Source organism: Cyclobacterium sediminis (assembly GCF_054781075.1).
This window is the reverse complement of the sequence record NZ_BAAGVC010000001.1, coordinates 36862-57121: the sequence shown is the minus strand read 5'-3', so window position 1 is coordinate 57121 and position 20260 is coordinate 36862. Positions and strand designations below refer to the sequence as shown.

Annotated in this window: 16 protein-coding genes; 5 read left to right on the top strand and 11 right to left on the bottom strand. The window is 38.8% G+C overall.

The genetic code is table 11. The annotated features are described in order from the left end of the window. Positions 1–509 precede the first annotated feature (509 nt). Together ygiD and ACYVHJ_RS00230 are read left to right on the top strand one after the other, a co-directional pair. A complete protein-coding gene (gene ygiD, locus ACYVHJ_RS00235) occupies positions 510–1337 on the top strand; it encodes a dioxygenase family protein (RefSeq protein WP_460511503.1) in 828 nt (275 codons plus the stop codon). A gap of 83 nt (positions 1338–1420) precedes the next feature. Continuing rightward, the gene (locus ACYVHJ_RS00230) at positions 1421–3475 is read left to right on the top strand and encodes an Ntn hydrolase family protein (RefSeq protein ID WP_460511501.1); all 2055 of its coding nucleotides are present in this window, start codon (positions 1421–1423) and stop codon (positions 3473–3475) included. An 80-nt stretch (positions 3476–3555) separates the two neighbouring features. On the opposite strand, the gene ACYVHJ_RS00225 is transcribed toward ACYVHJ_RS00230, so the two are convergent. From ACYVHJ_RS00225 to ACYVHJ_RS00210, 4 genes are all read right to left on the bottom strand, one after another. Then, on the bottom strand, positions 3556–4728 hold the full coding sequence (locus ACYVHJ_RS00225) for an ABC transporter permease (RefSeq protein WP_460511499.1): 1173 nt from the start codon (positions 4726–4728) through the stop codon (positions 3556–3558). Between the two features lie 5 nt (positions 4729–4733). After that, complete coding sequence (locus ACYVHJ_RS00220) at positions 4734–5690, bottom strand: HlyD family secretion protein (protein ID WP_460511497.1); 957 nt, start codon at positions 5688–5690, stop codon at positions 4734–4736. 19 nt (positions 5691–5709) lie between these two features. Continuing rightward, positions 5710–7083, bottom strand: a complete 1374-nt coding sequence (locus ACYVHJ_RS00215; RefSeq protein ID WP_460511495.1) for a TolC family protein — start codon at positions 7081–7083, stop codon at positions 5710–5712. 487 nt (positions 7084–7570) lie between these two features. Continuing rightward, positions 7571–8143 (bottom strand): Crp/Fnr family transcriptional regulator, encoded by a 573-nt coding sequence (locus tag ACYVHJ_RS00210; protein ID WP_460511493.1) that lies wholly within the window; start codon positions 8141–8143, stop codon positions 7571–7573. 172 nt (positions 8144–8315) lie between these two features. Between ACYVHJ_RS00210 and ACYVHJ_RS00205 the strand changes: the two genes are divergently transcribed. Continuing rightward, positions 8316–9110, top strand: a complete 795-nt coding sequence (locus tag ACYVHJ_RS00205; protein WP_460511491.1) for a HipA family kinase — start codon at positions 8316–8318, stop codon at positions 9108–9110. Beyond that, positions 9088–9471, top strand: a complete 384-nt coding sequence (locus ACYVHJ_RS00200; RefSeq protein ID WP_339903570.1) for a DUF3037 domain-containing protein — start codon at positions 9088–9090, stop codon at positions 9469–9471. Before ACYVHJ_RS00205 ends, ACYVHJ_RS00200 begins: the two co-directional genes overlap by 23 nt. 97 nt (positions 9472–9568) lie before the next feature. Here ACYVHJ_RS00200 and ACYVHJ_RS00195 read toward each other — a convergent pair whose 3' ends face one another. From ACYVHJ_RS00195 to ACYVHJ_RS00165, 7 genes are all read right to left on the bottom strand, one after another. Beyond that, the gene (locus ACYVHJ_RS00195; protein WP_339903567.1) at positions 9569–9733 is read right to left on the bottom strand and encodes a DUF1328 domain-containing protein; all 165 of its coding nucleotides are present in this window, start codon (positions 9731–9733) and stop codon (positions 9569–9571) included. 127 nt (positions 9734–9860) lie between these two features. Continuing rightward, on the bottom strand, positions 9861–11930 hold the full coding sequence (locus tag ACYVHJ_RS00190; RefSeq protein WP_460511489.1) for an alpha-L-fucosidase: 2070 nt from the start codon (positions 11928–11930) through the stop codon (positions 9861–9863). After that, positions 11920–16029: a hybrid sensor histidine kinase/response regulator transcription factor gene (locus ACYVHJ_RS00185; protein WP_460511487.1), complete on the bottom strand. Its 4110-nt coding sequence runs from the start codon at positions 16027–16029 to the stop codon at positions 11920–11922. The genes ACYVHJ_RS00190 and ACYVHJ_RS00185 overlap by 11 nt, the downstream gene beginning before the upstream one ends. 161 nt (positions 16030–16190) lie before the next feature. Then, the gene (locus tag ACYVHJ_RS00180) at positions 16191–16856 is read right to left on the bottom strand and encodes a Crp/Fnr family transcriptional regulator (protein WP_460511485.1); all 666 of its coding nucleotides are present in this window, start codon (positions 16854–16856) and stop codon (positions 16191–16193) included. A 10-nt stretch (positions 16857–16866) separates the two neighbouring features. Continuing rightward, entirely contained in the window at positions 16867–17256 is a 390-nt protein-coding gene (locus ACYVHJ_RS00175; RefSeq protein ID WP_460511483.1) for a DoxX family membrane protein, read from the bottom strand. A 389-nt stretch (positions 17257–17645) separates the two neighbouring features. Beyond that, positions 17646–18965, bottom strand: a complete 1320-nt coding sequence (gene ahcY, locus ACYVHJ_RS00170; protein WP_339902636.1) for an adenosylhomocysteinase — start codon at positions 18963–18965, stop codon at positions 17646–17648. A gap of 66 nt (positions 18966–19031) precedes the next feature. Further along, a complete protein-coding gene (locus ACYVHJ_RS00165; protein WP_460511481.1) occupies positions 19032–19793 on the bottom strand; it encodes a biotin--[acetyl-CoA-carboxylase] ligase in 762 nt (253 codons plus the stop codon). 101 nt (positions 19794–19894) lie between these two features. Here ACYVHJ_RS00165 and rsfS point away from each other — a divergent pair, with 101 nt between their 5' ends. Continuing rightward, entirely contained in the window at positions 19895–20245 is a 351-nt protein-coding gene (gene rsfS / locus ACYVHJ_RS00160) for a ribosome silencing factor (RefSeq protein ID WP_339902638.1), read from the top strand. Positions 20246–20260: the final 15 nt, after the last annotated feature.

Genomic DNA, 20260 nt, shown 5'->3' with positions numbered 1-20260 from the left:
ATTTAGCTAGGGGTAAATAACCCCTGGCTAAATGTTTTAACGAAAATTGATTTTGGCGGTATTGTTGCCTTTTTCTGCAACATTACTGACAAAACTTCGACCACCTAAAATTCAAACTAGAAATTACTTCTTTTCCTCCACATTATTTTTTTTTGGAAAACTGTTGCTTTCTTATTAACCTACTCTTTAAATACATGAAAGCATAAAACCCCGGTCAGGGGTGACATTTTTGTAGGCAGGGGCAATAGCCCCTGCAAAATGGTAAGTACGCCAACTGATTTTGGCTGTATTGTTGCTTTTTTTTTCTGCAACAATACTGACAAAATCTTAACACTACCTTAAACAAAAAAAGCTTCATATTTATCATTTTTTATCTTACTATTTCTACATATTCCAAAACCCAAGTAACCCATTATTGGAAACTAGGAGTATATTTATAGGGGAGCTCTTTTTCAAAGCAATCCTCACCCCGATGAATACTTAAATGCCACCCAATAATCATTCAATCAATGCACTTAAAAGCTTTAAACAAACTCTCCGGCTCGTTTTCCAATGCGCAAAAAATGCCTGTCTTATTTTTAGGACACGGCAGCCCTCTGAATGCCATAGAAGAAAACATCTTTGTCGCAAACTTTAAAAAAATCGGAGAAGAAATCCCTAAGCCAAAGGCTATTTTATGTATTTCTGCCCACTGGGAAACCAAAGGCACCTATGTGACTGCCATGAAGAAGCCTAAAACCATTCATGATTTTGGCGGTTTTCCTCAGGCATTATTTGACGTACAATACCCGGCCCCCGGAAGCCCTTCCCTTGCACGGGAAACAAAAGATTTAATCACAAAAACTAAAATAGGACTGGACAAAAACTGGGGACTAGATCATGGCACATGGAGTGTCGTTAAACACCTTTACCCCAATGCAGAAATACCCACCATTCAAATGAGTTTGGATTATTCCAAGTCGCCAAAATACCATTTCAAATTGGCGCAGGAGTTGTCTCAGTTGCGTCAAAAAGGTGTATTAATCATTGGTAGTGGGAATATGGTTCATAATTTAGGTAAGGTTGCATGGGACAAACTACAGGGAGAGCCATATGCCTTCGATTGGGCCATGGAAGCCAATGAAAAAATGAAAACCTGGATTTTAAATGGAGATTTTCAAAAGTTGATAAATTTTAAAAAACAGGGAACAGCTTTTGATCTGGCTATACCAACTCCAGAACATTATTTGCCTTTGCTCTATACTTTAGCACTCAAACATAATCGAGACAATACAAGCTTGTTTAATGACCAACCCGTGGGGGGCTCCTTGTCTATGACTTCAGTAAAATTCGATTAAGCAGCAGTCAATTCTTATATAGATTGGTTCCATTAGTGAAAGAATATTGACAAGAATCTAATTATTATAAACGCTAAATTTTCATGTACAAGAAACTCCTTATTCTAATTGTTCCATTTGTTATAGGTACAGCTTTAACCGGCTCAAAACCGCAAAGTGATGAGATTCTTTGGGACAAATGGGGTATCCCTCATATTTATGCCAGCACGGACAACAACCTTTATTATATGATGGGCTGGGCTCAAATGCACAACCATGGCAATTTGATGCTAAAACTATATGGAGAAGGCCGGGCAAAATCTGGGGAATACTGGGGTGAAAATATTGAACGAGACAAGCTATTGCATCAGTTAGGGGTATTGGCTGCTTCCAGACGATCTTTTGCCCAATTACCACAAAAGGAAAAAGACGTTTTAATTGCCTTTGCCAACGGGATTAATGCCTATGCCCAAAAAAATCTCAATGAGCTGGAGGAAAAATTCAAAGTTGTTCTCCCGGTAAAACCTGAGGACATCCTTCAACATACCTTTAGGGTATTTTACCTTGAATTTCTCGTCAACCGCAATATTCGAAAAGCCAATAATTGGACCCCTGGATCAAATGGTTGGGCCATCAATGGAAGTAAAACTGCTTCAGGAAACAGCATGCTAATGGCCAATCCACACCTAAACTGGAATGATTTCTGGTTGTTTTTTGAAGCACATTTAATTTCCGGTACCAATGATTTATATGGAACCACCCTAGTGGGCCTACCAACCATTGGTATAGGCTTCAATAAAAACCTGGGCTGGACCCATACCGTCAACACCTTGGACAATGTGGATCTATATGAACTTACCCTTAAAAATGGGCAGTATCAACTCGATAATAAATTTCACGATTTCACCATAGACAGTCTCCTAATAACTGAAAAAACAGAGACAGGAAGTAGGGAAATTGTAGTGGTAAGGAAGCAGTCTGAGTTTGGTATGGTGGTGAAGGAAGGCGAAAACAAAGCGATTGCCATGAAGTGGCCAAATAGTGACGGAAAACTCAATATCATTGGGCAGTGGCTTGCTATGGGAGAGGCTCAATCTCTCGGGCAATTTCAAGAAGCACTAAAAATGAATGGCCTCCCACTGTTTAATGTGATTTATAGCGACAAGGAAAACAATATCCTTTATCATTTTGGTGGAAATGCCCCTAAGAAAAATGGAGATTGGGGAAAATGGCAAAACATCGTTTCCAGTACTTCCAGCGATGACTTGTGGCAGGGCTACTATTCCTCAAAAGAAGTTCCTTCCTACCTTAACCCAAAAAGTGGCTGGATTCAAAATGCCAATGACCCTCCCTATACCAGCACCATTCCTGCCGCCATTAGCCCTAAGGATTACCCTTCTCATATGGCTCCAAACGCCATGGGATTCAGACCCCAGCGTTCAGCTTTATTGATTAAAGATGCTGAAAACCTCAGTTTAGACGAGTTTATAGCGTTGAAACACGATACAAAATCAGAATATTTTTTAAGGCTAAAAGAAGATTTAAGCAAAATCGATCCCAGTGAGCTGGATAGCTTGACGAAGAAAGCTTTAGAAATATTGCTCAGTTGGGATGGTGCTTTCGAGGCAAGTAGTACCGGACCGGTATTGTTTAGCATGTTCGCAAAGGAACTTGGAAGCAAAGGCGTTTTCGCTGAAGAATGGGATTTTAATGATCCCCTCAACACTCCTGCAAAACTTAAAAATTTACCTTATGTTATTTCTTCACTTAAAATAGCTGCAGCAAAGCATCAGGACGTTTACGGATCCTTGGCCGTAAGTTATGGAGAGGTTTACCGTCTGGAAGTGGGAAAACATAGCTTTGGTGCCAACGGTGGCGCAGGAAGTTTAGGGATTTTTAGAACCATGAATTTTTCCCCGAAGGGAAATGGACAATTCTTTGCCGCCCATGGTGAGACCTACGTTTGCGCAACTGAATTTGGTGATGAGATTACCGCCAAGGCCCTTATGTCCTATGGCAATGCTACTCAACCCGGCAACCCACATGTAGGTGACCAATTAGAGCTGTTTTCAAAAAAGAAGCTTAGAAAGGTGTGGCTCAAAAGGGAAGACCAATTAAAGAATTTAGAAAAGCATGAAAAATTTAGCAGTATGCAGTAATAAGCCATTGGGGGTATTGTTGCAAAATGCGCCGATACCCCCATTTCTTTTTCCTAGGCTGGAATTCAAAAAACGGTCAATTAATCCAATTGATTATTGCTGATTTTCGCCAATCGGTTTATTTTAACCTGCAAGAGCACAGCCATGGCTACAATGGCCACTATAATTATACCTACCAACACCCTTATTTCAGGGCCAATTGAAACTAAGTCCCCTCCATAAAAGGCCACTTTTCTAAAGCCACTCAAATATTGAGTTACGGGAATAAAATGGGCTAAATTGGTAATTAACTCTGGAATCGCTGAGGTAGGCCAGGTAAATCCACTCAAGATAAATGCCGGTGTAGAAATCACCATTAACAACTCTGTCGCTTTCAACTGGCTTGGAATAGCTATGGAAAATAACATACCAATAAACATGGAAGCAAAAGTTAACAAAATGGTCAACACCAGCATGGGAAGATTTAAAATATCCACTCCAACATTAAAAAAAGACAATAACAAACTTATAGTCAACCACATAAAAGGAAGCATTAGCAAAAATGGCGTTGCTTTTAAGAGGATGTAGTAAATTGAAGATTTGCTTTCTTTTACTAGTTTACCAAAATACCCATCTTCAAAGTCTCTGGAAAACACCAAGGCCATTGCCAAAAAGATGATTTGTTGCATAATGGCCGCAAGTAATCCCGGCAGCATGAATGTCACGTAATTACCCGTAGAATTGTAAAGCTTGTTGAAATTTATTTTAAAACTTTCATATGTATCTTTTGCTTGATCCGGATGTAGTCCCTGTTTTTTAAGCCCCTCAATTTCAATTCCGGCATTGATGGTCATCAATACGGTATTGATTTGGTTGCTCGCCGTATTGGCATTTAAAATATTTGCCATATTTAGGTCAACCCGAACTTCAGGATGTTTTTTTTGCAAAAGGTCTTTCTCAAAACCATTTGGAAAAGTAATGACAGCGATATACTGATTGGTTGGCATTTCGCTTTTAATATTTCCCGGCACCGGTCGCACATCTTTCACATGCAATCCCTCATTGTCTTCAAAAGCATCAATTATCTTATCCGTAGCCGGACTTTGATCCTGATCCACAATAACAATGGGCAAATCCTTAACTTTGGCTTGTTGATACACATAACCAAACAAGATACCGTAGCCTATGGGTGCCCCAAAGAAGATGGCCATTAAGACACTGTTGGAAAAAATACGCTTAAATTCCAGCTTCAATAAACCTATGAATTTTTTCATCTTTTTTATTTTATAAGGAATGTCGCATTGATGTATAATTTTTGTGCGGACACATCTGAAGTGGGCACTACCTTTAATTCGTATATAGCCTCAGACAATTCGTACAAAGGTGCTGTACTTGTAATGTCCGCATACTTGGCGAGTTGTTTTATGGCAACAATTTTTGCCATTACCTCTTCCTTTGTATAAGGGTTTACCAGAGTCAAGGTTTCTCCCAATTGAAAATCATAAATCTTTGATTCAGGAATTGTAAATCTAAAATAAAGGCTGTTGGTTTTATACCCATTAAAAAGGGTAAATCCTGGACTAAGCAATTCTCCTTTGTCCAAACTGATGGTTTCTATTGACATGTCGGCAGGAGCTATAACAAACTGTTCCCTAGAGGCAGAAACAACCTCTTCTTTGGCTCCTTTAGCTCTGTCAAGCTGTCCTTTGGCTTGTTCTATTTGCTCTTCTCTGGCGCCTTTTCTCACCTCGTCCCGTTTGGCAGACAAAGCGGCCACTTGGGCTTTGGCCATGTTTAATTTCATTTTCACCACATCAAATTGTTGTTGGGTAACCAATGAATCCTTGTACATGGCTTCCAATCGATTATACGATTCCTGGGCAAAATCCAGCTGTGCTTTTCCAGCATTCAATTGCTCATTAATCTGATTCAATTGTTCTGCAGTTGCCCCATTAAAGGCCATATTTAATTGACCTTTGGCAGCCATAATGGCCCCTTCTGCCTGAAGCATTTTAGCCTGCACTTCAGGAATATCTATAATAGCCAAAGTATCGCCCTTCTGGACGGTTTGACCTTCCTTTACTAAAATTTTATCAATTCTTCCCGCAAGTTTGCTGCTTACTGAAATGGTTTCAAATTTAACTTTTCCTCTATTTGGAGTGATCTCTTCCTTTTGGCAAGAACTTAATGCGAGGAGTGCAAAACAGCCTAATATTGTATTTTTATAATTAATCATTTTTTTGTTTTTTGAAGGGTTAGTAATTAAGTATTCCTTTGGCATGAAGCAGATCTGCTACTGCTCTTCTCTCCTTAAAGTAGGACTCTTGTAACTTGAAATTGGCTTTTTCTACATCATTCAAAGCATCCAACACATCATTGATTGAAGCCAAGTTGTTTTTGTATTGCGTATTCACCATCTCATAGTTTTCATTGGCCAGGTCAACTTCCTTTTGAACTATTTTGGTATTCATTAAGGCCGATTCGTAGCTTATTTCAGCTTTGGATATGCCTAAAGAAACCATTTCATTTGCTTCTGCTATTTGTTCCCTATACTTAGCAGACTCCAGTTGAACTTTTCTTCTTTTTAACCGGGATTGATTGCCATCAAACACATTCCATTTAAGTCCTACACCCACATACCATTTGGGGTCTAGCAGCGATAAATTCTCTTCTAAAAATTCATAATGTCCTTTTAAAGCAACCTTAGGAATAAAGTTGCTCTTCAGCATTTTTGCCTGGTATTGGGTGGCCTTTTCAGCTTCTTCCAAAGCTTTGATTTCATTGCGTTTTTCACCCCTCACTTCAGCATCCACAGCAAAAGAATACAACTGTGGATTCAGCATTTGCAAATCCCCTCTGCTTTCACCCGTAAGCTGGTGAAGGGCTTCGATCAACAGTGTATTATTATGTTCAAACTCAAGCTTTTTACCCTCCAATTGTTGCTTTTCCAAGGCTATTTTATTCCTGCTAATAGGTGTTGCCAGACCATTTTCAATGGCTTTATTGACATATAGTACTTGCTCATCTAGGTAATCTTCAGAGCTTTCAAGTACTTTTTTAGAAGCCTTTACTAAGGCAAGTTTATCATAGGTCTCGATGATCTTTAAGGCAATTTTATCTTCTTCTGCCATTCCTGCATAATTCAAAGATGCTTCCTTGTGTTTGCTCGCCTGCAGGGCATTGCTCGCTTCTAAACCGCTAAACAAAACCCAATCTAAATCAACAGAAGACCTCAAAATATTTTGATTCTGTAAAACAGGGACTTCTTGAAGTGGAATGGTATTTGGAAAAGTTGAATTAAAAGGTAGTCCTATGGCATCTTTGATAACCAGCTTTTGGGTTTCGGTCAATAAAGTTTTGGTATTTTCATCAAAAGTAATGTCATCATTTAGGTGGGTATAACTTCCATTCAAAGTGATTTTAGGCAAGAATACCGATTTCGCCAATTGCTGATCCACCTTCGCTTGTTCCACATCAAATCCATTGCTATTGAGACCATGGCTTTTATCAAGCCCTTTATTGATCAAATCTTTCAAGATAGGATCTAACTGCTGGCCCTTGGTTACCGAAGGCAAGACCGCTACAAGCAATATCAATAGCATTACTAATGCTCCTTTGTATGGTTTCATGGTAAATCGTTTAATAATTACCATACAAAGATCTTGGAACAGAAGCAGCTTTCTTTTGACCTATATCAAAAAGTGAAATTTAAATTATGTCGGGCGAATATTCTAAAATTGTATCTTTTCTTTATTAACTATTAATCAACAGGTCAAACATGCAGTTAAAGCTTGTTTGACCTGTTCATTTTTTCCCCTGAGTTGTTACGCTTCAGGGCAGGCTATGATGAAAAAACGAACCAAAAAAATCAAGGCTGTCAAATCTTATTTCAAATGATGGATAAAAATGAGGATTAAAGTCCATTTACGTTTCCATCATTTGATTTTTGGAGCAGGATTACAGGCTAAAAAAGAGTGGATCTCTTTAAGGAGCTAACTCTTTTTTTTAACGCCTTCCACCCTGCTCCAAAAACCATAACCTTTGAAGGCCCGAAAAAGCCTGGTATTTTATTTTGTCAAGAGTGACCGATTTGGATAAAAGCTTTTCAATTATAACCTATTTACTCGAATTGCTTTTCCTGATACGGCTTAAGGTTTCTTGGGTCATTCCCAAATAAGATGCGATATGTCCTAAGGGAACCTGATAAGCAATGTCAGGAAACTCAGCCAACATGTATTCATACCGCTCTTTGGCTGTTTGAAACTGAATGGCATTCAATTTATTCACTACCTTGGTAAGCATTTCTGTAGTGACAAGCCGGCCCAACTTTTCCATTTTGGGATAGGTATCGAATAATTCATCCAACTTCTCTTTTGTTATACTATATATCACAGCATCTTCCAAGATCTCTATATAATACAAGCTTGGGCATTGCTGAAAAAAGCTATCTGCACTGGCCATAAACTTCCCACTACCAAAAAACCATTGGGTAATCTCTTTTCCTGCTTGATTAAGATAATAACTCCTACCCAAGCCACTCTCAATAAAATACAAGGATTTGGACACTTCTCCTTGTCGGACAAGGATTTGGTTCTTAGCAACCGTCTCTTTCTTAAAGTGTCTTAGAATGTCCTCTAATTCTTCTTTAGTAAACGGCACCAAGGCTTTTAAAAAGTCAAAAAGGTTCATATAAATCTATTGGATAGTAAAATACTGATTCAAGCAAATTTAATAGCTATTGATGCGATTCAATGAAATCCGCTATTTTTTTTATTTCTAAGTACTAATTAAAGTTCTGTTAAATTTCCGAAATTGCATGGTTAAAGGGATTAATTTTTAAAATCCCAGCTATTCAAAATTTATGGAACAAAAACTTCAATTGCGAACGGTCAATGTAACCAGATACATGCAAGCACTCAGGGAAGGTGGTTCACTTCCTGCCCTTGCTGCTGCAGATGACGGCTTCAAATATGTGCTTAAGTTTCGTGGGGCAGGTCAACGCGAAAAGGCCCTGATCGCCGAGTTACTTGGCGGGGAAATTGCCCGAACTTTAGGGCTTAAAGTACCTGAATTAGTTTTTGCTAATTTGGATCCTGCTTTTGGTCGATCTGAAGGAGACGAGGAAATCCAGGATTTGCTAAAAGGAAGCCAAGGATTAAATTTAGCTTTGCATTATTTATCCGGAGCGATAAACTATGATCCGGTAGCATCAAAAGTTGAGACGCTCTTAGCCTCCAAAATTGTATGGTTAGATCTGTTTATCACCAATGTAGACCGGACCTTTAGAAACACAAATATGCTGATGTGGAACAGAGAGCTTTGGCTCATTGACCATGGGGCTGCATTTTTATTTCAGCATGGATGGACGAGATGGAAAGAAAATGCAACCAAACCTTTTCCTATTATTGCCAATCATGTTTTGCTCCAGCAAGCAGAAAATCTGGATCAGGTCAATGAAGAATTATCCGCTCTCTTAAGTGAGGAGAAAATAGATGCCATCGTTTCTCTGATTCCTGAGGAATGGCTGCTGGCCGGAAGAGATGGGGACAATGCAGCGGAATTAAGAACAGTTTATGCCGATTTTCTAAAGTTAAGATTGTCGTATGCAGATCAATTCACCAAAGAAGCCAATGATGCAAGAAAATCACTTATATGAATATGCCATCCTTCGGGTTGTCCCAAGAGTGGAGCGGGAGGAATTTGTAAATGTCGGAGTCATTTTGTGCGACCACAAAAGTGATTTTCTGGGAGTGAAAATCCACCTTTGCCAAGAAAAAATAAGGGCTTTGGATCCAGATGCAGATTTGGAAATGATTAATGAAAATTTAAAATCTTTTGAGAAGATTTGTAAAGGGGAAAACGATGGTGGCCCAATAGCCAATATGGACCTTGCTTCCAGGTTTAGATGGCTTACGGCTGTAAGAAGTTCAGTAATTCAGACTTCCAGACCCCATCCCGGACTGAGTAAAGACCTTAACAAAACCCTTCAGCAATTATTTGAAGAGTATGTGATGTAATAAAAAATTAAAAGCCGAAACTTTCTACTATCTACCCATTCTCCCAACAGCATAAAAAAAATCCCACCCGGAAAAATTTCACGGGTGAGATAAATATTTAAAAGCCATTCACGCCGCCAGCCACAAGGCTTATCAATAATAAAACGACAAAAATATAAAAGATTACTTTAGCAATTGAGGCCAGTCCGGAGGCTATTCCTCCAAAACCCAATACCGCAGCGATTAAAGCTACAACAAGAAATGTAATTACCCATGTCAACATAATATCAGTGGTTTTTGGTTTAAAATTTATTTAATCAACTCATTACAAAAACCAATCCATTAAACCGGGTAACACCAGCTAAGCCCTTATTGCGGCATATTTTGTGCGATTAAGCTATTTTTTTGATTTATTCAGTCAATAACACTCCTATTTCAGCAAAAGTAGCGGATTGACCATCAGTCGTACTTTTTGCAATCAATCGAATATACCTTGCGGTTCGGGGTTCGAATTCCACCTGCTGTTCGATGGGACTATTGGCTATATTTCCAAACTCCCCGGACACTGCTTTTTGCCAGTTTTTGCCATCTATACTGGTATGAAATTCAAAATCCTTGATCAATCCGGACATGTACCTGTTTTGTATGGGATAATAAGTAAAGCCTGAAACTTCCTGATTTTCTCCCAGATCTATGCTTGCTCTGTTTTGTTTGCTGGTATAATTGGTGTAAGGATCATCGTCTATAAGCTGATTGGCATCTTTTTCGGGATCAATTACCTTCCACTTTTTCTTGGCCAAAGGAAAAGCGATGGTGATCGGCTCACTAAATTCTCCTGTTACCGGATCTTTGGAGACTGCCTTTAATGTAGCGGGCTGAAGGAGTTCAAAGCTTTCTTTATAAGCAATACCTCCGGATTTGGGGTCACTCCCATCCAAACTATAAAAGGCCTGCAATCCTTCCTCACTAAGGTCAAAACTTACCTGACCATTTTTATCTCTGGCAATTGTAGGGGGTAATAATAATTTGGGGGCATTATAAAAGGCTAGGTGACTGATAACCGGGCTGTCCTTGGCATCATGAATGGTAAATTTTACTGCTGATGTTTTGGTATCCGGAAGCCTAAGAATTCTTTTATAACCTATGGTGGTCTCCTTGGCTAAAGTTTCCCATTGGCCATTCTCATTTTTGATTTCAAGCGCAAAAGATTTTACCCTTTGCCCTAGAGAAATATTCTCTTGCACCAAAAAGCGATTAAATGTTTGTTCGGCACCAAAATCTATGGTTACTGTAGCCGGCAGTTCACCCGATTTGGGATTCCAAAATGTTTCCATTTCCGGTTGAAGCAAATTGTCTACTAGGTACTCCCCATTTTCAGAAGATGCGGATAAATTGCTTCCACTTAAAGCAATCTTCCGGCTAAAATCCTCTTTAACTTTTGCCACCAATTTATTAAGCTGTCGCACATCGTTTTCGTGGATTTGTCCTGTTTTATCCACAGGGAAATTCAATAATAAGGAGCTATTCCTACCTATACTATTATAATATATGTCCAACAATTCAGGAAGTGACCTTACTTTATGATCTTCATAGGGGTGGTAATACCAGCCGGGACGGATGGAAACATCGGCTTCTGCAGGTACCCAATGGGTGCCATTCTCTTGTCCGGAAGAATACTTCTTTGCGTATTCGGGCATCCCGCCATAGATAGAGTCCCTCATAAGATTTGACCAGGTGGTAGGATATGCAAAGCCATGCTCATTGCCGACCCACCTAACATCCGGCCCGGCATCTCCGAAGATTACGGCATTGGGCTGAAGTTCTCTTACAATTTCTATCGTTCCGGGCCAATCGTAATAATTCTTTTTATTTACCCTTCGCTCCTCATTGGCCCCACCGTAATAGCCGGTACCTCCGTTGGCACCATCGAACCAGACTTCGAAAATTTCCCCATAATTGGTCAAAAGTTCTCTCAGTTGCTCCCTAAATACTGTTACATATTCCGGAGTTCCATAAGCAGGGTGATTCCTGTCCCAAGGGGAAAGATACACTCCAAATTTTAGCCCTTCAGCCCTGAATGCTTCAGACACCTCCTTGATAATATCCCCTTTACCATCTTTCCATGCTGCATTTTTTACCGAATGCTCCGTGGTAGCTGTAGGCCAAAGGCAAAAACCATCATGATGCTTTGCCGTAATGATTATCCCTTTCATCCCTGCTTCCTTGCATACCTTCGCCCATTGCTTTGGATCAAAATCTGTGGGATTAAACAAAGAAGGATCTTCATCCCCCATGCCCCACTCCATATTGGTAAAAGTATTCATGTTGAAATGTGCAAAGGCATAAAATTCCAAATCCTGCCAAGCCAGTTGCCTTTCATCCGGAATAGGATGGACGGGAGAAATGGGCTCAGTTTCACCTTGGCGACAGCCGACCAAAAGCACAAGAGCAAGAACAAATAGTAATTGGTTACGCATCATTTTTATATTGTTTTTGAAATTGAGAAGGTAAAGTACCAAAATAACTTTTAAAGTGTTTAGAAAAATATTTAGCATTATTAAACCCAACCTGATAAGCCACCTCTGAAACCGAAAATTGGTTTTGTTTTAGCAGTTGAGCAGCCCTTTGCAGGCGAATGGATCGAATAAATTCCAAGGGGCTTTGCCCGATTAGCGCATTGCACTTTTTATACAAATGCATTCTGCTCATCCCTAGCTCTCGGCTAAGGGTCTCCACAGAAAAATCAGGATTTTCTATTTCTTTTTCTACCAAAGCTATGGCTCTTTGTATCAGCTTATCATCCAGTGACTCCAACTCCGGTTCACTGGTTTGTACGGATATGACTTTCTGGTAATGTTGCTGTAGTCTACTTTTTTCCTTCAGAAGATTTTGTAAACCCGAACGAAGGAGTGCCAGGTTAAATGGTTTTTCAAGGTATAAATTGCATCCGGAGGCCATTCCCGATAAATGGGCTTCTTCAGCAGTTTTGGCGGTCAATAAAACCACAGGTATATGCGAGGTTTTGAGGTTATTTTTGATATGCCTACACAAGGTTACACCATCCATTTCAGGCATCATAATGTCGGAAAGAACAATATCCGGATATTTTTCTTGCGCTATTTTTAAAGCTTTTTCACCATTGGCTGCTTGGTCAATTAAATAATCCTCCTTTAAAACCTCATAGAGGTATTGGCGAAGGTCTGCATTGTCTTCCACCAGAAGAAGTCTTGGCTTTTGTTCTAACAGCTCTTTCTGTGTTTTTTCTTCCGGCTCTTCCCTATCGTTAAGAAAAGGTTCATCGCCCGGTGGTTTGAAACCTTTCATTAGCTCTAAAGGAAGCCTTACTGTAAACGTTGTTCCATATCCTATTTCACTATCTAAACAAACACTGCCACCATGCATTTTGGTAAATTCATCTACCAAAGATAGACCAATTCCTGTTCCCTGATTTTGGTTGGCATTGGTGGTATAGTATCTCTCAAAGACCCTTTTTTGTAGATGTTTGGGTATACCAATTCCGGAATCTTTTACAAGCATTGTCAAAACTCCTTGATGGGATTCTTCCTGCTTAAAACTTAATTTCACCTCAATTCTCCCCCCTTCACAAGTAAATTTAAAGGCATTAGACAATAGGTTATTGATGATTTTTTCAACTTTATCTGAATCAAAAGAACAAGGTAATTTTTCAATCTCAGTACTAAAAGACAATTCAATATTGGAATTAATAGCTAGGCTTTGGAAAGCAAGTACCTGCTCCCCAATCAAAGCAATAATATCACCTTCTGCCTTTACCATTTGCAGGGTCTGCGTTTCAATATTTCTTAGGTCCATTAATTGATTAACAAGCGTCAATAATTTATGGGCATTTTGCTGAATTGTTTTCAGATGAAAATTGGTAGGACCTTCACCATACTCTTCTTTTAATTTATCTAAAGGGGCCAAAATTAAGGTGAGCGGGGTTCTAAATTCGTGGCTTACATTGGTGAAAAACTTACTTTTCATTTGATCTAACTCGGCCCGTCTTTGGATCTCTTTGATTTCACCCTGTCTTCTAAGCCTTAGCCTTTCTTTGTTAACAAACCACCGCCATAAGACAACCATTAACAGGAACAATGAAATTAAATAAATAAGATAGGCTACACCGGTTTTCCAGAAGGGAGCCAAAACCTCAATAGCTAAGGATGCTGCCTCTGAACCCGGAATGCCATCTATGCTGGAAGCTTTTACCAATAATTGGTATTTACCGGGATCCAAATTTGTAAAGGTTACCTCAAATGGAGGTTCGGAAAGATTGGTCCAATCATTACTAAACCCTTCTAATTTATATTGAAAGCTACTTTTTTCCGGATTAAGGTAATTCATTGAAGAAAATGAAACAGAAAAAATGTTCTCATCATGGTTCAATTGGATGCTCCGAGATTTATCCAGAGGTTCTTTCATTAAAATTCGGCCATTTACATCCTCATTGACGGATATCGATCGGTTGAACAACGAAAAAGCTGAAAAGACCACCTTGGGTTCATCCTCATGGAATGAAAAAGTAGAGGGATCTACAAAATTGAAACCATCTGAACCCCCAAAATAAATGTTTCCTTTTTCAGCAATGAACATTGCATTTTTATTGAAATAATCTCCTTGAAGACCATCCCTTGCATTAAATAGTCTAAAATCAGCTTTCAGCTTAGCCTCCGACCTATCGATCATCGCGTGAATGATTCCGTCTTGGGAGCTTAACCATAAGTCTCCCAGGTAATCTGCTACCAAGCTAACCAAGAATTCATTTTTTAAACCGTCTGACTGATCAAAAACGACAAATTGGGAAGCCTGTTCATCGTAATAGCAAAGACCTTTGTGGGTACTTACCCAAATCTTTCCGTACTTATCTTTGATAAGGTCTGAAACCTCATTGCTACTTAAGCCTGAATCGTCTCCTATGCCTCCTGGGAAATACCGGTAATACCCGGTTTCAGGGCTAAAGACATCAATTCCTTTAATACCCGCAGACCAAATATTACCATGCTCATCTTCAGTTATTCCGGTAATGTAGAGGTTTTCCAACGCCATACCTTCTCCTGCTTCAGTAAACTGTAAAAAGCTATTCTTCTCTTTGTCGTATAAAAATAGCCCCTCCCTAAGTGTACCTATCCACAATCGCTTTTTGCTGTCTTCAAAGATATTCCAAACATTATTGTCTTTCAATTTCCCGGCATTTCTCTCCATACCCGGATCAAAGTGTTTCAAGGATTCACCATCATAAGCATACAAACCATTTTGATAAGTACCTATCCATAACACTCCTTCACTATCTGTCAATAAGTCAACGACCACCAAATCTTTAGGAAGCAAGGTTTTGCCTAGTTTTACAACATCTGTAATTGCACCATTTTCGGGAGAATATTGCCATAGGCCTCCCCCATTGGTTCCGATAAAAATGTTTCCTTCGCCATCTTCTTCAAAGGCATTGACATCGTTCATGGGGTAGGGCTTACTAAGATCTATTTCTCTTTTTACCAGTCCAAATCTGCTAAAATCCGGATGGTATAACTCTACACCTTTTTTGTGGGTGCCTATCCAAACAATGCCCTGATCATCTTCAAACAATGCATAGACCGCATTATGGGATAGGGAGTAGGGATTATCAGGCTGATTTAACAGGTAACGAACTTTAGTTTTATCTGCATTGATTATATTAATTCCTCCATGGTCTGTCCCAATCCAAACCTCACCATTGGAATGGGGCATGACTGCCTTCACCAATGAATTATTCAATTTCAAACCATGGGAATTTTCATTGATTGCCTCTATTGTCTTTGCTTTATGGTTTATATAAAAGACACCCAAGGCAAAATTAGGACAGTAAACCCAAGCATCTCCTTGCTTATCAAGCTTAATTTTAAAATTAAATCTCTGGTTTTGACCAATTACATCCGCTATTTCAAAATGACCTGTGATTTTCAATGACTCTCCTGACAGAATGTCTACTGAACCATTGTCATAAACCAACCAGATACTACCGTTTAAATCTTCTTGAATATCCGAAACATTATTGTGACTCAAACTAGCCGTTTCTGAAGGCTTACTTATTATAAATTTTGACTCATCCTTTTCCGGAAAATACAATGTCATTCCATCAAAAGGGTGCAAAAACCATAACCTCTTTTGTGAATCCGCATATATTTTACTAACCTCCTGACTTTTTAATTTGTACCGATCTTTGATAACCTTAAAATCTCTAATAAAAACACCTTTGTTTTTACTATAAACATTAAAAATAGAATCTTCATTCTTTAACCAAAGGTCCCCTCCAATCCCCTCAAAAATATCATAAATATCATTGCGATATAATGCACTTGAATCACTCTGATCTGCAAAAAAGGTTTTTATGGTGGATCCATCATATCGGTTTAACCCATTATTGGTCCCAAACCACATATATCCATCAGAATCTTTAAAAATCGCCTGTACATGATCGTTAGATAGCTTTTGTTCCGTTTGAAGTTTTCTTAAATTATACTCTTGCGCCAAAAGATTTGAAAATGCAGAACATACAGCAAAGAGCAATAGATGCCATCGAATCATAAAACTAAGATAATGACTATAAAGTAAAATAAAAATCACCGAAACCGATATAGCCCCTGACTATTTACAACCATTTATAGCCGGGGCCTTTCCGTTGGATTTATAATATCCTTTGCATCCGTTTCAGAAGGATTTACTCAAAAAAAAAGCGCTTCAATTGATCAATTCATATGAGTAATCAATTCCTCAAAGTCATCCCTGATATAAATGACATTCCTACCCAATTCAATCCATTTCTTTTTCTCCAGCTGTTTAAGCAATCTTGAAACCACCTCTCTGGAAGTCCCCAATTCATTGGCTATTTCCTGATGGGTTGTTGAAAGTTCGTTGGTTTTTAATTGTTTCATCTTGGCAACCAAATACCGCATCAATCTTTCATCCATGCGTTTGAAAGCAACTGCATCAAGGGTCCTAAGCAATTCCTGAAATTTTATTCGATAAGAATCTGTCACATAATCTTTCCATTGTCTGAACTCTTCTGTCCATTTTTCGTGCTTATCCACCGGCACACTAAGAATTATACAATCCTCCTCTGCCACCGCCCTGATCTCACTAGGCCTATAAGATGAGCAACAAGTTAGAGATAAGGCACAAGTTTCTCCCGGATCTATATAGTACAATAATAACTCCCTCCCCTCTTCATCCAAGCGCAAAACCTTAATGCTTCCACTTAATAAAATTGGAACCATCTTGATGAATTGGCCGGGTTCAATTATTGCCTCCCCGCTTTTAACTTCTAAAATTCTCCCTTCACTACCCAAAGCAGCTAAAAGTTTAGAATCAGAAAAAAATGTCAAGTAACTGTTTAAGTTTTCTTTTGTAATCATTTCTCTTTACTTATTCCTTTGAAGTATCCAATGCAAAAGCATTGGCTTTATTGAATTCATAAACCACAACAAAAAACAATAAATGAATCATCTGAGAAGGCAAAGCCGACCAATTTTCAATCAATGATGTGCCTGTAATTAATGCCAGCATTAAAAATCCCCCTACTATCGCTGCTCTTTTCGTTTGCCATCCGATAACTAGAAGTACACCCAGTAAAAGTTCCACAAATGGAAGCGCATAACTAAAAGGGATAAGTAAGAACTCGGGAAGTAAGGAGTCCTGAAAATTATTGATCATCCCTTCGCTAAAAGCCTTAAGTTTAGGAATCCTTACCAAGCCATGGCCCAGCATACTAATGCCAATGCCTAACCTAACCATAAAATAAGATACTGATTTCATATTGCCTGTATTATTTAATCTATGAAGTGTAATTAACAAAGTTTTACTTCTAATCAGTCCCCTAAGTTGTATTTTTTTTCTTTGGCTTTAAAGAAAGACTAATAATGCTACATTTTTCACGAAACCGTCTAAAAATAGTTGGCCAAAATACAGCACCAATCTTTTCTCATCTAATATTAAGTAATTCTTAAGGAGAATAAATAAATATTGGCAGAAAGCATCTAAAAATAATAAAGGCTTACCTTATTCAGGTAAAGCATGCTATCTTATTTTAGTACTAGCTACTTAAGGCTTTGCTACATTCTTCCATGCTTTAGCAATCATTAAAACAAAAAACCTCAACCATAATACAATGGTTGAGGTTTTCTTAATGAGAAAAATAGGATCTATTAATACCTGTAGTAATCAGGCTTAAATGGTCCCTGAGGAGCCACTCCAATATATTCTGCTTGGTCTTCTGACAATTGATCCAATTCAACGCCTAATTTCTTAAGGTGCAATTCAGCTACCTTTTCATCCAAATGTTTAGGCAACATATAGACTCCCGGCTTGTATTGGTCGGTATTGTTCCACAATTCTAGCTGGGCCAAAGTTTGGTTAGCAAATGAATTGGACATCACAAAAGAAGGGTGACCTGTAGCACAGCCCAAATTCACTAGTCTTCCTTCAGCCAAAACGATGATGTCGTTACCATCTACATTGTATAGATCTACCTGAGGTTTGATTTCGTCTTTGGTATTGCCATAAGTTCCATTCAACCAGGCCATATCAATTTCATTGTCGAAATGACCAATATTACAAACAATGGCCTTGTCTTTAAGTGCCCTGAAGTGTGCTTCTGTAATAATGTCTTTATTTCCGGTGGCTGTAACTACGATATCCGCTTCTTTAACTGCGTCAATCATTTTCTTAACTTCAAAACCGTCCATGGCCGCCTGTAAAGCACAAATTGGATCCACTTCCGAAACAATGACTCTAGCACCGGCTCCACGAAGAGAGGCTGCAGACCCTTTTCCAACATCACCATAACCTGCTACGGCGGCTACTTTCCCGGCCATCATTACATCTGTTGCACGTCTAATGGCATCCACCAAAGACTCCTTACAACCGTACTTATTATCAAACTTAGACTTGGTTACAGAGTCATTTACATTAATCGCAGGAATTGGCAAGGTTCCATTCTTCATCCTTTCATAAAGCCTATGCACCCCTGTGGTGGTTTCTTCAGAAAGCCCCTTGATATTGCCTACCAATTCAGGGTACTTGTCCAATACCATATTGGTCAAGTCTCCGCCATCATCCAAAATCATATTCAAAGGCTCTTTTTCTTCACCGAAGAATAGGGTTTGCTCTATGCACCAATCAAAGTCTTTTTCGGAAAGCCCTTTCCATGCATATACGCTCACACCTGCTGCCGCCACTGCTGCTGCAGCATGATCCTGGGTGGAAAAAATATTACAAGAAGACCAGGTAACCTCAGCCCCTAAAGCGACCAAAGTTTCGATCAATACTGCAGTTTGAATTGTCATGTGAAGACAACCCGCAATTCTTGCCCCCTTCAAAGGTTGGGAATCTCCAAACTCTTCTCTAAGGGACATTAATCCGGGCATTTCACTTTCAGCAAGTCTTATTTCTTTTCGACCGTAATCGGCAAGAGAAATATCCTTTACTTTATATTGAACGTATTCCTGTGATTTCGTTGCTGACATATTTGAAATTATATAGTTTCTAGGAAAATTTTGTCAAATTTAGGTATAAGTGAACACAAATGAAAATTAGTCATTTCTAATTAGCCTAATTTGTTTTAGCTCATAACGAATATGTTTTCCATTTTGTTTAAGCATTTCCAAATGGCCAAAATTCCCCACTCCGGTAATTTTACCTGAAAAAATCTCTCCATCATCATAGGTAGCCCACTTATCAAACAAATAAAGGCTGTTTTGATAGGTTTCTTTAATGGATTTAAATGATTCGGTTTTCAAATGAAGGTACCATTTTTCAATATTCTTTAAAATTTCGCTCAGGACTTCATTCAAATCCAAATCAGTTCCTAAAATGCCTTTTAATGAGATGGCTCCTTTCGTCTTAAATGCTGTCTGATTGACATTGATACCTAAACCAATAATAGAGTGGTCCAGATATTGACTTTTTAAACGATTTTCAAGCAACATCCCTCCCAGCTTTTTGCCTTGATAATAAAAATCATTCGGCCATTTCACTGCTACGTCATTTACATATCGATTGAGGCCTTGCTTAACCCCAATGGCAATGGCCATGTTCAAGATAAATTGATCATTGATAGATAAAAAGGAAGGAAATAAGACCAAGGAGAAAGTCAGGTTTAGCCCTGGCAATGATTCCCACTGGCTCCCTCTTTGCCCTTTGCCCCTACTTTGATTGTGTGCAATGACAACTGCGCCATCATTAATTAGTCCTGACCGAACCATCGAAAGCGCAACGTCGTTGGTAGAGTGACAGTCTGTCAGGTTTATAATTTCTTTTCCTAAAAAAACAGTATTGGCAAGGATTTTATGCATGTATTATTAGTTATTTCACCCCATAATCTGGATATTTAATGTTTCATCTCAAGTTATGGATAACAAAATAAATAAATTTAAATTACACGATAAATAAATATATGACGGCAGAAGAGCTGTGCAAGGTTATTGTAAAAGGAATGGAAGATAAAAAAGCTTCTAACATCGTATTGATGGACTTGAGAGATATCTTTAGCACGATGACTGATTTTTTTGTGATTTGTTCAGCCACATCCGACACACAGGTTGATGGTATTTCCAACGCAATCGAAGAAGAGGTTTATAAAACGAATAAGGAAAGACCATGGATGAGTGAGGGAAAAAACACGCGCCAATGGGTCCTACTTGACTATGCAAATGTTGTTGTTCATATTTTCTTAAAAGACACGCGGGAGTTTTACCAATTGGAGGAACTTTGGGGGGATGCTAAGATTACCAAAATCAGTTCGTAATAATACCTTAGGTAG